Source organism: Corynebacterium sp. LK10, assembly GCF_008042455.1.
Classification (GTDB): domain Bacteria; phylum Actinomycetota; class Actinomycetes; order Mycobacteriales; family Mycobacteriaceae; genus Corynebacterium; species Corynebacterium jeikeium_D.
In genome coordinates this window covers 18,440-31,531 of record NZ_NOVT01000033.1, presented here as the reverse complement: position 1 = coordinate 31,531, position 13,092 = coordinate 18,440, and the positions used below count along the sequence as shown (strand labels likewise).

General features: G+C 56.2%; 15 protein-coding genes. 12 read left to right on the top strand and 3 right to left on the bottom strand.

The window, feature by feature from the left end; translation table 11 throughout:
- Positions 1-96: 96 nt before the first annotated feature.
- From CHU70_RS10875 to CHU70_RS10825, 11 genes are all read left to right on the top strand, one after another.
- On the top strand, positions 97-1,776 hold the full coding sequence (locus CHU70_RS10875; protein ID WP_147739847.1) for a hypothetical protein: 1,680 nt from the start codon (positions 97-99) through the stop codon (positions 1,774-1,776).
- A 122-nt stretch (positions 1,777-1,898) separates the two neighbouring features.
- Entirely contained in the window at positions 1,899-2,813 is a 915-nt protein-coding gene (locus tag CHU70_RS10870) for a hypothetical protein (protein WP_147739846.1), read from the top strand.
- Positions 2,814-2,905: 92 nt separating this feature from the next.
- A complete protein-coding gene (locus CHU70_RS10865; protein ID WP_147739845.1) occupies positions 2,906-5,566 on the top strand; it encodes a hypothetical protein in 2,661 nt (886 codons plus the stop codon).
- Between the two features lie 33 nt (positions 5,567-5,599).
- Positions 5,600-6,856: a hypothetical protein gene (locus CHU70_RS10860; RefSeq protein WP_147739844.1), complete on the top strand. Its 1,257-nt coding sequence runs from the start codon at positions 5,600-5,602 to the stop codon at positions 6,854-6,856.
- Between the two features lie 142 nt (positions 6,857-6,998).
- Positions 6,999-7,361: a hypothetical protein gene (locus CHU70_RS10855; RefSeq protein WP_147739843.1), complete on the top strand. Its 363-nt coding sequence runs from the start codon at positions 6,999-7,001 to the stop codon at positions 7,359-7,361.
- Between the two features lie 763 nt (positions 7,362-8,124).
- Complete coding sequence (locus CHU70_RS10850; RefSeq protein ID WP_147739842.1) at positions 8,125-8,499, top strand: DUF4313 domain-containing protein; 375 nt, start codon at positions 8,125-8,127, stop codon at positions 8,497-8,499.
- A 267-nt stretch (positions 8,500-8,766) separates the two neighbouring features.
- Complete coding sequence (locus tag CHU70_RS10845) at positions 8,767-9,264, top strand: hypothetical protein (protein WP_147739841.1); 498 nt, start codon at positions 8,767-8,769, stop codon at positions 9,262-9,264.
- Positions 9,265-9,290: 26 nt separating this feature from the next.
- On the top strand, positions 9,291-9,650 hold the full coding sequence (locus tag CHU70_RS10840) for a hypothetical protein (protein WP_147739840.1): 360 nt from the start codon (positions 9,291-9,293) through the stop codon (positions 9,648-9,650).
- Between the two features lie 221 nt (positions 9,651-9,871).
- Positions 9,872-10,297, top strand: coding sequence for a DUF3846 domain-containing protein (locus tag CHU70_RS10835; protein WP_147739839.1), 426 nt, complete (start codon positions 9,872-9,874; stop codon positions 10,295-10,297).
- A 215-nt stretch (positions 10,298-10,512) separates the two neighbouring features.
- Entirely contained in the window at positions 10,513-10,713 is a 201-nt protein-coding gene (locus CHU70_RS10830) for a hypothetical protein (protein ID WP_147739838.1), read from the top strand.
- Between the two features lie 6 nt (positions 10,714-10,719).
- Complete coding sequence (locus CHU70_RS10825) at positions 10,720-10,983, top strand: hypothetical protein (RefSeq protein ID WP_147739837.1); 264 nt, start codon at positions 10,720-10,722, stop codon at positions 10,981-10,983.
- Positions 10,984-11,050: 67 nt separating this feature from the next.
- Here CHU70_RS10825 and CHU70_RS10820 read toward each other — a convergent pair whose 3' ends face one another.
- From CHU70_RS10820 to CHU70_RS10810, 3 genes are read right to left on the bottom strand one after another with little or no spacing between them, the layout of a single operon-like run.
- Positions 11,051-11,845, bottom strand: a complete 795-nt coding sequence (locus tag CHU70_RS10820; protein ID WP_147739836.1) for a metal-dependent hydrolase — start codon at positions 11,843-11,845, stop codon at positions 11,051-11,053.
- A 2-nt stretch (positions 11,846-11,847) separates the two neighbouring features.
- Complete coding sequence (locus CHU70_RS10815) at positions 11,848-12,054, bottom strand: hypothetical protein (RefSeq protein WP_147739835.1); 207 nt, start codon at positions 12,052-12,054, stop codon at positions 11,848-11,850.
- A gap of 1 nt (position 12,055) precedes the next feature.
- The gene (locus CHU70_RS10810; protein ID WP_147739834.1) at positions 12,056-12,310 is read right to left on the bottom strand and encodes a hypothetical protein; all 255 of its coding nucleotides are present in this window, start codon (positions 12,308-12,310) and stop codon (positions 12,056-12,058) included.
- Positions 12,311-12,453: 143 nt separating this feature from the next.
- On the opposite strand from CHU70_RS10810, the gene CHU70_RS10805 reads away from it, so the two are divergent.
- Complete coding sequence (locus CHU70_RS10805) at positions 12,454-13,065, top strand: N-acetyltransferase (RefSeq protein WP_147739833.1); 612 nt, start codon at positions 12,454-12,456, stop codon at positions 13,063-13,065.
- Positions 13,066-13,092: the final 27 nt, after the last annotated feature.

Below are 13,092 nucleotides of genomic sequence, written 5' to 3'. Positions count from 1 at the left end.
GCTTTCGCCGGGGGGAGTGAAAAAGGCCAAGAGAAACAGGTGGTGTGCGACGATACGGAGCAAGAAAACACCATTGCACCCAAGGAGACCTTTGCGATGACCGCCACTCGTGCCCAAGCCCCAATTCATCCGAGCTGGGAAAGGATCATTGCCCCGTCGTTATCGGCGACAGTGCGTAGCCAGTTCGGTGTTGACTGCCAGGTATCTTTTTCCGCATCACCACTATCTCCTGACGCGGTGACGATTCGACACCGCACCATCACCATTGATCCTCGACTGCTCGTTGAGAAGCACGCCGAGGCGCCGCATGGCGCAGTGACCGATACTGCCACGCAGATTCGCCAACCGATGATGTTTGGCGCGTTGTTTGCCGCGCTGGCACCATTGCGGTTTTCTCCGTGGCGCACCGATACGTCCCTGAGGGACGCCACAGACTCGCACGCATACGACGTGGCAGTGTTTTGCGACCAGGTACGAGCTGAAGCGAAGTATGCGCGTTCCGCACCAATGGCACGACCCTTGTTTACCAGCTGGTATGGGCATGACCTGCATAGCTTCGCTCCGCACTACGGGGAGGTGTTGTGCGCGACCACGATGGGGGTCGGGTTGCGCTTTAAGGCAGGCCTTGTGGATGACCGTCATGTAGGACAAATCCCACAGCTCCTAGAAAAAATCTGGGGCGATGACTTCGCGGCCATCGAGAAACTGTGGGATGACGTGCTGGCGACGCCGAATACCCGAGGCGACATGCTGTTGGAATGTGGTCGCCGGTGGGTGGAGCTGGCCCAACACATCGAGGATGACGTGCTGCTTTCCGAACTGAAAGAGGAGCTTGCGCTGGTGGGTTATCGGTGCAAGTGGAATGCAGCCGAGGATATGCGAGCCTTGCGCACCCTTTTTCCTCCTGTGACGAAAAAGCGCGGACGGAAGCCGGCGGCAACCACAATGCAGGAGTGGGCTCAGCTTCTTGACCCAGCAGGGGACGTGACATCCGAGCGGAGCACCTCCTCCGCTGGTCTTCCGATTAACCGATACATCACATACCGGGACGCAAACCAGGAAGAGAAGAACCTCAGCCACAGACTTACGCTCGCGCTGAAAAAGGCGCGCTATCGCACCCCCCGCAACACCACTAATGCCAGCTCCATTCCTTCCGGGCGTCTCGATACACGCCAACTAGTGCAAGCCGCCGCGCAACGAGCCGCGGGAGTGGAAATGACGGCTACACCGTGGCGAAAGCCATCACGTAGAACCGTTGAGCAGCCAGGCCTATCCTGTGCCGTCGTGTTCGATTCGTCGGCAACCACACGCATGTTCCGCAAGAACCTCGAATCGTCAACATGGGCGCTATCGCACGCAGTGGCCACCATCGGGGGCACAGTCTCGTGCTGGGGATTTGGCGGAGAATCATTCGAAACTATCCGGCCGGACACGACGCCTCGGCAAGTGCCTGTAGTCACCGACCCTGGAAGTCAGTCCAGTCACGGGCCCGCCAGTGTCGCCCGAGCTGCCGCAGCGGCCCGGCTTCTCGAATCCAGCGGAGCGCGGGTGCTCATTGTCTTCACCGATGGCGCGCTGCCTGAGGGGGACATGGAGATAATTGATGAACAAATGCAGCGACTAGGAAACGACGGTGTGCGCTGTATTGCAGTTAAACTCGGGGTCTTTGGCCGAGAATTTCCCATTAGCCACGGGAAAGTCATCAGTTGCAGCTCGCCTGACGATCTCGACACAGTGATGCTCAGCGAAGTCATCAACGCCCTGGCAGAGCAATAAAACCAACGACGGCATCTCCTGATTGCGAAGCGATTGGCGGTAAGCGGGCATTGTTTACCATCTTCTGCAAACACCATGCTTCACAGCTGATAATTCGCATCGACAGGAGGTGTCTGCTTGCTATGGACAGTGCTTCGTTCCATATTGCGCATGACCCAATCGAGTACCGAACTATTCACCCAGACACCGGGCATATTCCCCCGCTGATTACCCATGACGGGCACATTCATGCAGTGGGTACAGCACACGGGCGGACAATCCCAGTGGTCTGTTCGACTCGACCACCAGTATTCGATGTTTCCTTTGATCGAGTGCTGCCTGACCATATCCGCGTCTACGCCGACTACGCTGAGGATGTGCTCGCGGCAGTCTGCGGCCCGGACTACCAAGAGCGCCTGGCTCGTCTGTACGCCATCCAGCGGGAATACAACGACCTCGACGATGCGGAGAAGGATAAGCGCCGATTGGTCTTGCTAGACGAGTCCGACCGCATTAATGCCGAACTGACGTACTTGCGATCCGATTTCGCTCACCAGGCTCGTCTGGTGGCGCAGGCCATTATCAACGACGCAGCAAAGAAAGACGGCAGTTGGGACGAGCTTTCTGACCGTGAGCGTGAAGTACTCGACCGCGCCGCAACGAGCATCGCATCGGCGCCGGTAGGCATCGTGGATGAAATGCTGTTCGCCAACCCCAATGGCGAATTATTCACCGGAAACCGTGGAGTGTGGCGCGCCAATGTTCCCCTTGTAGTCAATGATGGGGACTACTACCCGTACACCACCGTTCCCACGGTGTACTTCGAAGCGACACTCGTTATCGAAGGACGGAAATACTCGGACAACGTATCGGATCTCAACGCCCGCCACATCAGAGTAGACAGTGCCGACAACCTCCTCGAAGACCTTGACGCGCTAGGGGCTATTACCAGCACAATTAGGCCGGTCACGCCCGTAGATGCTCTGTACCGAGATAGCTACGACGAGACTGTTCGTCAGCGATACGCAGCAAACCTGGCTGCATTTGGCGAGCACTAAACACGCATGAAACACCATCACCACGCCACACCACATTCACAGGAAGTTGAGAGCTAATGGTTTGCCGCGAAAATAAGGGCCGTAGTGCGCAGATGGCAGTTGTAAAGGCGATGCAGCGCTACTACGGAGAAAACGCCTTCCACGACGCCGAAGTGCAGTCCATGATCCACGAGATCAAGCACACCGGCGACGCACTGGATGCTGAAGCTCCCGTCAGCGTAGACGAGCAGCTGCAGATGGTGCGGACACTTCGGGAGAGTCTGCGTAACGCAGAGTTTCTCAGTGATGCACAGAAGTACGCCAAATCGTCCGGCAAGCGGGGAAGTCGAGATGGCATCATCACTCGCCTTGACCTTGAAGAAAAGCGCCTTCTGTCAGGTAAGAACGAGAAGGGCGAACCTCTAACGAACGCCCAGATGAACACCGCTGCGAACATCTACGCCATGCAGAGGCTGGGAAATCTGCTGGAAAACGTCTCGCCGGCCAAAGAAAACTTCCTGGAAGTCAACGCCCGCCACCGCGGTATCTCCGTCGATGAAGCCCGCAAGGAATGGGACGAAATTGTCTCCCAAGACGGGCGACGCGACCACCATTCACAGATCCGCGACACCGAACGAAACGCACTGGCCACCGCAGGAATCGACCCCGCCACTCAGCACAACCTCGGCGTATCAGGTCGCTCTGTCCAGGCCATGCAGATTATGGAACAGCGCCGACAAAGCGCTATCGCCCAACTCGACTCGAAAGCAGCAATCGACTCCTCACACGTTCTGCGTACTTTCGAGCACCCTGGGAAAGGCGTGGTCAAGTGCGCCAAGTGTGGTCAGTTTGGACACACCGAAGACGAGTGCCCAAACGCTGCCATGCTCGCTCAGCGAGAGAAGCTGTCGGAAATCTACCATCGGTCATTTGAAATGATGGAAATCCACGAGCGCCTGGGCAACTATGCCAACAAACCGGCAGATAAGACTTTGGATGAATGGCTCCACACGGCCTACCCAGAGGATTTCCAAGACGGCAAAAGCGTTGAAGAATGGAAGCAGCAGCTCGATAGCCGTGTCGCCGATTTTGAAGCATCCGGCGGTTTCCTGCCAAAGATGAAGGCAGCCAAGCAGCTGGCCAAGGCCGATCATTCGTTGGAAGAACTCAACCGGAAGATTGATGCGAACAATAAGCCTGTGAGCTCCTTTGCCAAGTCACTTTCCTACAACCAGGACAGTGGCGTGGTGCTCATTGAGCGTCATCCAGACGCGGAAGGCAATGAGCGGCCTCCGCTGATCTTGCGCGCACAGCCACATGAAGTCACGGAGCTTCTTGCAGAAGCGCAGTCACGACCAGTAGGGGAGGTGTTCACCGAGTTTGCTGACAATGAGGCGCACCAATTTGCCAACGCGGAAGACGCTAACGCTGCACTGACTCTGTATCGCTGCCCGACGTGTGGGCAGTGGGCATCGTTTAATACGAGCCATCAGTGCCCTGTTCCTGGTGGTCACAGCGAGAAGCTGGATGCGATGAATCGCGCCGCGCGTATCGCTTACAACCGCAATCGGCGTGAAGAGCTGCGGAAGGGCCAGTTTGAGTTCAACGAGGTGGGGCCGCAAACGATTGCTTTCGGCGCCATCAAGGCGTCGATGAAGCCGGGCACCCTCAAGGGACGTGACACCGATGGTGTCATCCAGGATCTATCGCTTGCCTCGGGACACATGCCGAAGGCCGCACTGGTCGAAAAAGAATTGTTCAACAACAAGATTGTGCAGGCCCCCATCGGCATGAACTTCGTAGACGGCAAAGTCACCGGCATGGCAACCGTATGGGAAGAACTGGACACCGACGGGGAATACCGCCGCGTCCTCACCGACAAAGCCATCGGCAACAACCCTGGCCTGCGATGCGATTGCGACGAGTACAAAAAGCACGGCACCTGCCGACACACCAGCGCAGCTATGAACCGTCTCGCCCAGGCCTGGCGACCCGACAAGACCGCAAGCGAAGCACAGAAGTGGGCCGCGAAAAACAAGCGCTCAACGATCGTGACCTCGCAGTACGTCCCCGGCGACACTATCGGCAACACCGTGGCTCAGGACGCACGCCAGTACGCACCTACCCCAGGTCTGGGAACTGTCCGCGATTTGAAGCGCCAACGCATCGAGGCTGACATGCAACGCTTTATCGCCAACCGCGCAGCCGGGCAGGGCACCACAACGCTGATGACCCAAGGGCCAACCGACCGAGAAGGAAACCCCGTCGATTGGCCGACCACCTGGACACCAACAACCCACGATGACGAGGGGCATCCGCGCAAGCAGTCAGCCCTGGATAACGTCACCGATTTGACCAATGATGCAGCCGTGGCTGCTCGCATGAAGGATCTGTTTTCCACCACGCGGCGTACCGACCCGACAACAGGTAAGTCGTTTTCCATCCGAGCTCGAGTTGCCTCCACTATTTCCCCAGGCGGTATCTCTGTGCGACTACCAAAGAAGCTCGATGAAGCCAGTCCTCAGCAGAAGAAAATCGCAGTGGAAGTACTTGCTGACAAGCTTGGTTTGAACGCGAACGCCTACGGGCCCAAAGGATTTTTCATTCCGTCGAACACCGCGACGTATGCCGAAAAGCTCGACCTGATTGCCGATACTCGCAATCCACGTATCCGAGGGCCGAAGCTGACGTACCTGCCTTCTAAGCAGCAGACCGACACGGCGAAAGAAAGCGCAATGGGCAACTATGCGCACACCGACACTCCGCACGTTTAGGTACCACGACGGCGCCCAGAAAGGAGCTAAACCATGAGTAGCGCAGCAGTCGATGCCGCGATGGAAGCCGCCTTAGCGGACTCCGCACAGGCACCATCTGAGGCCGCAGCCGAGCAGCATCCAGTTGCTTCCGACAAAGGCCCATTGACGGTTGAGCAGGCAGAAGAGCTGGTAGAACGTGCGTTAGTCTCTGCGACAACGTTCGTGGAGACCATGCAGGAGATCCTGGACAGGAAGGCGTGGGAGCCGTTGGGCTACCACTCGCCGCGGGAGTTTATTCGTGAGCGGTTTCAAAATCGCCTGCCCAACGCGCAAGGCAAGATGTATTCCGCTTCCTACGTTCGTCGCATGAGCAATGTGGCATGGATGATGTGGTCAATTGCAGAGAAAACTGGTGTTGATGCTTCTGACCTTGTGGTGCCAGACAAACTGCTAAAGCAGATCCCTGGTGGTGCTGCCGGCGAGAACCATGAGCGCCTTTTGGATGCAATCGTCGCTCGATCTGAAGAGGCTGCAGAAGGCGGGGACGTGACACCTGACGATGTTCAGGCCGTCATCGACACGACGATGAAGGAAACCATCGACGAGGGCAAAGTTCCCGATCCGCCTGCAGACACCGGGTTCGCCCCGTGGGTATCCGAAGAAGACCTTGCCGCCGCCGAAGCCCCACAGCGCGGCCGCGCAGCCAAGGTCACCCAAAACGACCGCTACGGCACCACAGACGAAGAGCCCGACTGGCAAGACGCGGTGGCGCCGAACGAGCAGAAATCAGGTCAACCGCAAGCACGAGCAGAGTTCGACAAGGCAGTGTCCGAGCAGACAGGGGCTTTCGCGCCTGCTGGTCAGCCGAGCTTTGAGGAAACGCTTGCTCGCGCAGCCCAGGCCGACAACGCGGTAGAAAAAGTCGAGCAGGTAGCCGGATTCACACGCACGCTCGCGCAGTTATCCCCACAGGTCAATAAGAACCTGGATGCAGTAGTAGAAACCATCAATGTCGCAAAGAAGGCCATGCAGGCACTGTGCGACATCGCAGCCCAAGAGGGAGCCGAAGGCATCTTTGATTCCCTGGATGACACCGAGTTGGAGGAAGCGCAAAAGTCCGTTGAAGATGCTCTAGAGACGATGGACATGGTGCCAGCGATTGCCGCCGTACTTCAAGCAGTGCCCGAGGTGGATGATTCGATTATCGAAGGCGAGCGCCTTGCAGTGGCACAGAAAGCCGAAACTGTGCAGAAGGCGCGAGCAGAGCTGGAGGAAATGATCGACGAAATCGAGTTCTTGGCACTGTAAACAGCTGTCCGAATTTTCTATACGTAGCGAGTAGATAAAGGAGGGTCGGGCACATCATAGCGGCCAGAATGCGGACATCACGCTGTAGCGTTGGCATCAAAGAAATGACGCGAAGCCGACTTCAGAGGGAAAGGAATGCAAGATGGCCAATACCACCTATACTATTTCACCAATTATCAATCGTGATGGGCATCGCTATTTCACCATCACTACGAAGGATGTAGTTGACGGCAAAGGAGTCGCTGAATACCGCACCGATGAAGAAGGCCAAGGTCTGTGGGTCAAAAAATGGGTATCCAATATGCTCGGAGGAGGCTATGCCGAATGGGAGCAAATTCTCGGCACAAGCCAATTCACGCTCGCAGGCACTAGCGCACAAAACCGGGCTGAAGTTTCCTGGCTCGCCCTCAAGGGAGACCTTGAGTTTGAGCAGTGGTGCAATCGCGATGCCCGCACTCCATCGCGTACTGCAGCACGCGAATATCTTGCATATCTCAACCGATAGCCCGAAGATGCAGCACGCCAAAAGAAAACAGCGCATGGCCTCGCCCGAGCTACCACCGCTTCCTACCTGGAGTAAACCAGAGCGCAGCGATGATGGCTGCTGGTATTTCACGATGACTATGCCTACCTTTACAGGCAGATTTCGCACCGACGAAAAAGGCTACGGTTGCTGGGAACTTCGATCCGTCAGGTGGGAGCAAATTCTCGGCACAAGCCAATTCTTCTTCGGTGATAGCCTCAAAGGAGGCCACGAGCACCTTAATCAGCTTGGGAGCGATTTGCGTATCCGTGAATTTGCACGGATCAATAGGCTCGATCCAGTAATGACCGCCATTGAGGTGGGGGCAAGGTACGTAGGGCGATGACGGTTTTCTACCTCGTCGCATGAGAGTGCTCCATCGTTCACGATGGAGGTGAATCATGCTGGTCGGCGTTGGGATTGGATGTAGGTGGCGATGGTTGAGTGTTCCGATTATAATTAGCTATGTATTCTCCGCTGTCGCGGAGGTATTTCGTTATAATCGGCGAAATCTTTATTCTCCACTTTCGTGGAGGGAAGCATCCTCTACTTATCTAGAGGATGCTTTTTTATGGTGTATCGGTATGACTGTCCGGTTTTCATCCCAGCTACCGCAAGTCATGGTGCAGCTTTTCAAACAATAAAGCTGCACTAACCCCGTTCTCATTCCGGCCAGATGGAATACCCCTGGTGAGAACATAAATGCGTATTCAAAAACACCACCACGCACGAAGGGGACACCATCATGGGCAACACCGACTGGAACATTCCGCTGAACTTCTACGGCAAGCACTTTGACCTCACTGTCAAAGTTGAGCGCTACCTGGATGGAGGTCGCATCGCCCTGCAGCTGACGCACCTCGAAGACGGCTGGGAAGAGTGCTTCACCACCTTGACTGTCAACAGCCCCGATATTTTCCTGGAGGACGAAGACCGCCAGGTCATTGTCAGTCACAACGTCGCCAAGGAAACCCTCAATGCCGTCATTGCATCTGGTTTCCTGGAGCCGGAGCCTGATGCGGCGGTACAGATGAACATGGCACGGGTTTTCGTCTACTCGCTGACGGATAAGGCGCTGGAGTGGGTTCAGGGCAAGCTGGAGGACGTGCCCGCGGTCTAGGTTGAAAATCGTCCTCGGGGGGTATTTCTGCGAGGGCGATGCGTTCCTCAATCCCGTGACTGTCCGGCGTGCTTCCTCGCTCCAGAGTAAGAGTGTCAATCTGGCACTCTTACTGAAAGCGGACTAAAAGAGCTGGTCATGGTTTAAGTGTCAATCTGACACCCAAACTCTCCTAGACAAAACGGTCAGAGCGTATCACTCGGCCACTTGCGCAGTCACAGTAGCTACAGTCAGGGCATAAGCAGCACATAGACCAAGGAACGCACCATGAGCTACCTATCCAAGACGCTCGCTGAGCGAGACATTGAAACTGCTATCCGTTCTCAAGCCGGGCATTATCTATCGACGATTCGTATCCGGCACGTCCTCCGCGCCATCTGTTCTGCGAATGGGCTAAGCGACCGTAGAAGTCTCAGCAGACGTGTCTCAGAGGAAGACAATGCCGCCGTGGTCGGCGCACCAATGGCGCGACTTATCACCCTGTCGAACTCCGACATGTTGCGAGCTGAGGGGATTGACAGCACACTGACAGAAATCCTGGGGGAGGAGCGCACCATTACAGGCGGATACGCCTACAAACAAGGCGTACTGCGCTTTGAAGAGCCATCTGACTACATCGACCGCGACCACATCGCCCGCTGGATTACCAGCCTGGAAAACGCCGGAGTTCACGATGACGGAAGCATCGAGGGGTGTGACACCAAGCCCGGCAAGGTCGAGCAGAAGCTCCAAGGCATGACCTGGAAAGCCTATTTGAACCAGTAGCCTCGGCTACGCGGAAGGAAAACACCATGACTCACGGCTACTACATTTCCAAAGCCCGCTACGTCTTCGAATCCGCCGGCGGAAACCCAGACAACGCGATGGCTCTCGCAGACTGGGCAGAGAGTATCCACGAAAGCGATGACTTCCACCTGAACCCACGAGTCATTGTCACCGAAGACGGCGCCATCGTCGCAACCGCACGGCGCATACATGCACCGAACCGAGCATCTGCCTACTACATCGACGCCACAGAGCGAACCCGCAACTGGGGAATCGCCGGGAGGGTGGCAGACTTGGCACTGCCGATCATTCGACGGCGCACGGGGCAGCGCGTCATCGAGGTCGCTGCAGCAGACGTGTGTAGCGGTGCAGCACTGAAAATGTGACGCATACGAACCGACAGCGGGAGGTGAGCCGATTGGCTCACCTTCTTTTGTGTGCCCATAAGAAATAGCGACTGTCCGGTTTGGCGTAGGCGCTAAATGCCCTGGAAATGGCCACTACCTCGGCAAGGTGGCAGGCGTACTAATCCGGCCAGGTTGTCGGTAGCGGTTGAGACGCTGAGAGCACATCAGCTACCTACGAGATTCCTTTCAAGGAGGACATCATGGCTACTGCAACCGCATTCGAAGTCAAGCCCAACGCCCCAATGAAGGCCGTCAACGTCGAAGTCGATAACGACGGCAGCATCACCTACGCCGAGCTTCAGAACGCCACCAACGCCCGCCTGGTGGACGTTGTATCCCTTGAGACCAGCGTGGGTGCCCTGGACTTCTGGCTCGACGAGGAGGGCATGTTTGCTCCCGCCCCCGAGGTCAACACTCAAGTCATGTGGCTGATGCACTCAGTAGGTGCTCAGCTCCACCAGTTCTACGTCGGCGACTGCTTGGTTACCACCGCTGATGACATGGGGCGTACTTTGCCTTTGAACGATGAGCAGATTCGCTTCTTGGAGAACCTGGCGCAGCAGTTCGATAAGCCGACGTTTGAGCACAACGTTTTGATGCCGATGATGCTGCAGCGCCAACTTTAGAAACCACGAGGGGCAGGGCATTATGCCCTGCCCTATTTTCTACGTTCTGACCGTGACTGTCCGACTAGCCATCAGTGACACAGGGTAAGGGTGTCAATCTGACACCCTTACTGAAAACAGGCGAAAAGTGCTGGTCACGCTTTGAGTGTCAATCTGACACTCAAACATTTCTAGAAGCGCCACTGGGCATGATGCGTGTGCTTTAGGGGCGTTGCGTGTGGCTCCGGCAGACGTGCAAAAGAACGCGTGGACAAGCCCTTGTTTCGCCGCCAGGCATCGCGACTGTCCACCGAAAGAAAACCGCAAAACAGCAGTTCAAGGTGCTACTGAGTGTGATTGATGCAAGCAGCGATTCCGGCCAGGTCAACACTGCCGGTTGCGAAGATGAAATCAACAACAACGACGACGAGGAGTAAAAGAAGATGCTGACCAAGAAGCTCACAGTTGACCAGGTAAAGAAGCTCCAAGCCAACCCTGATAGCCCAGAAGCACGTCAGGCACTGCCAGAACTGATTAAGCACTTTCTCGACATGGAGCACCGCGTGGCTGTTCTCGACAAAGAATGCGCCGATTCGATGCAGGACTACTTCACCGAGCGCACCGAGTACCTCAACGGTTACACGGACGCGACACAGCAGCTATGGGCATTGTTCACCGACCCAGTGGAAGCTGAGGTGAGCGCCTAAGGACAATGAAAAGCACTAGGCCGGTGTTTCCACCGGCCTAGTGCGGGGAGTTGTGGGGGCGGATGTTTTATCCGCCGATAGCCTGCAGACTGTCCGCAATGGTTCGCCCGGAGCCAATCAGGAAAACCTCGTAGCCAACCATTAAGGTAAACAACCCCAGCAAGAACTGATCGGCCGTTCCATTAGCGGAGATGCGCAACGCCCCTGGAGCTCCGAAGTCCCACCAACGCTTGCCGTTGACCGTGACTACGCCACCCAACATGGGTACGCCAGCTTTGGTGAGCCAGTCGCCGAAAATGTGCGTCAGGACACCGACAGCGACCGCGCAGCCGATAGCAGCCGGTGACGCGGAGGCTGGCACAAATTGCCACACAGCAAGGGCGATACCTAGAGATAGAGCAGAGATAGCAAGCCAGTCGTTTTGCTTTGACCAGGAGGGGAACAGCCCACGAAGCCCCAGCCCAAGGAAGAAAAACAGCAGGGCTATCGTCGCGGTTTTCCCGCCGATGGCTACCAGCGCCGAGCACGCTAGTCCTGCGGCGATAGCGAACCAGATGGTGTGTGTCGCTGTCCGGTGTCCGTTGCCGCAGTATTCGTCTTTTGGTGTGCGTGTGACATTGACCAGGGCTTGCGCTGAGTTTTCGACTAGATGCGAAAGGCCGATTGAGGCGGGGCCAAACGATCGAGACACTGTTGCTTGTGGGCTGTCGAGGTCGGGGAGGAGCGCTGCGCCTGCGCCGATGCCGGCGAAAACGAATGCCTCAGCCGGGGACGTGACACCGCCCCAGGATGCAGGAATCAACTGGGCTACGGCAAGGCCAACAGCCGCGCCACTCATGGAATGCGTCGGGCCCATAACCATGACTACGCCACCCCGCCCGCATTGCTAACAGCCTGGATGATTTGCGGAATAAGGAAGACTGTCAGATCGGCGATGCCGTTGATAATTGACGCCAGTAGGGTCTGCAGGTCAAACCCATCAGGCATATCAGCTTCACCGATACCTTTAACGACGCCGATGACAACGAGAATGGAGACAATCGTCCCAAAGATCTTGGAAATGGCTTGCATATTAATTCAGCTCCTGTGCTGGAGCGCCTGGCGCATCAGTTGCAACCTGGGGAATCTCCGGGAGATTGATGCTTTCAGGAGGAGGCAGTGTCTGTCCGAAATCACGCCCCTTGTCGATAACCGAATCAGTCTTTTCTCGCACGACGGAGAACCATTCCTCGCTGAACAGTGGCTGACCATCGCCAGCCCATTGAGCAATTCCATAGGCCACTCCGAGCGCGACAACAATGGCCACGATCGAACTGAAAATGCGCATAGCGTTCCTACATTCATGTGGATGTTTTGTGGTGCTCGATTATTGTGGCACCAGCCCGCTTTCCGCAGATAGGATGAGAAATCGAAGCTCGATTAGCCAGGATTAGACAGCGCTAGTCCGTAGGTTTTCAGGAAAGAGAGACAATGGGCAAGGACTACCGCATCGAAGTGGTGCAAGAAGAAAACGAGGAGCTCCGCATGAAGACTGCAGAGTTTCTCTCTACACACGGCTTCGAGATGTCTGCTGCCACCGCGCAAGAAATCGAGAGAGATCGAGCGCACCTAGAAAGCTGTGGAGCGAAGAACTGGGCAATGCTGAATGAAAGGCTCATTGTGGCTCTTGCGCCGGATTCCAACGAAATCTACGGTGCCGTGCATCTTGCCTCACCCCGTAGTCTCATCATCTGGCACTTCTGCGATGACCAGATTGACCCCGCAGAGCGTAATCGGCGGATTGACGCTGCACTCGAGCGCATCAATTTATCGAAATTGGCTGTTGACTCAGCGCATGGCGGAGTAGGAATTGGACATGCGCTTGTGGAAAACGCTGTCGAGGTCGCAAGAGGGCTCGGATATGATGTTATTTGTGGGCAGATTGACACTGAACTAGGCAACAACACGAAACTAAAAAAGTTCTACAAGAGCTGCGGTTTTACAGTCGCCGCCCCCTACAGGACCCCTGTCGAGATGACAGGGGGAAAGAACTTCCACAGAACCTCCCAGCAAAAAGGCAGCAAGTTCTTCTTGAAGCTGTAGGCTGCGAGGGAAGGCAGAGGCTCGACT

Bases quoted from the DNA above. Each gene is read 5' to 3' on its own strand.
- CHU70_RS10875 (WP_147739847.1), top strand. From the start codon at position 97: ATGACCGCCACTCGTGCCCAAGCCCCAATTCATCCGAGCTGGGAAAGG.
- CHU70_RS10870 (WP_147739846.1), top strand. From the start codon at position 1,899: ATGGACAGTGCTTCGTTCCATATTGCGCATGACCCAATCGAGTACCGA.
- CHU70_RS10865 (WP_147739845.1), top strand. From the start codon at position 2,906: ATGGCAGTTGTAAAGGCGATGCAGCGCTACTACGGAGAAAACGCCTTC.
- CHU70_RS10860 (WP_147739844.1), top strand. From the start codon at position 5,600: ATGAGTAGCGCAGCAGTCGATGCCGCGATGGAAGCCGCCTTAGCGGAC.
- CHU70_RS10855 (WP_147739843.1), top strand. From the start codon at position 6,999: ATGGCCAATACCACCTATACTATTTCACCAATTATCAATCGTGATGGG.
- CHU70_RS10850 (WP_147739842.1), top strand. From the start codon at position 8,125: ATGGGCAACACCGACTGGAACATTCCGCTGAACTTCTACGGCAAGCAC.
- CHU70_RS10845 (WP_147739841.1), top strand. From the start codon at position 8,767: ATGAGCTACCTATCCAAGACGCTCGCTGAGCGAGACATTGAAACTGCT.
- CHU70_RS10840 (WP_147739840.1), top strand. From the start codon at position 9,291: ATGACTCACGGCTACTACATTTCCAAAGCCCGCTACGTCTTCGAATCC.
- CHU70_RS10835 (WP_147739839.1), top strand. From the start codon at position 9,872: ATGGCTACTGCAACCGCATTCGAAGTCAAGCCCAACGCCCCAATGAAG.
- CHU70_RS10825 (WP_147739837.1), top strand. From the start codon at position 10,720: ATGCTGACCAAGAAGCTCACAGTTGACCAGGTAAAGAAGCTCCAAGCC.
- CHU70_RS10820 (WP_147739836.1), bottom strand. From the start codon at position 11,845: ATGGTTATGGGCCCGACGCATTCCATGAGTGGCGCGGCTGTTGGCCTT.
- CHU70_RS10815 (WP_147739835.1), bottom strand. From the start codon at position 12,054: ATGCAAGCCATTTCCAAGATCTTTGGGACGATTGTCTCCATTCTCGTT.
- CHU70_RS10810 (WP_147739834.1), bottom strand. From the start codon at position 12,310: ATGCGCATTTTCAGTTCGATCGTGGCCATTGTTGTCGCGCTCGGAGTG.
- CHU70_RS10805 (WP_147739833.1), top strand. From the start codon at position 12,454: ATGGGCAAGGACTACCGCATCGAAGTGGTGCAAGAAGAAAACGAGGAG.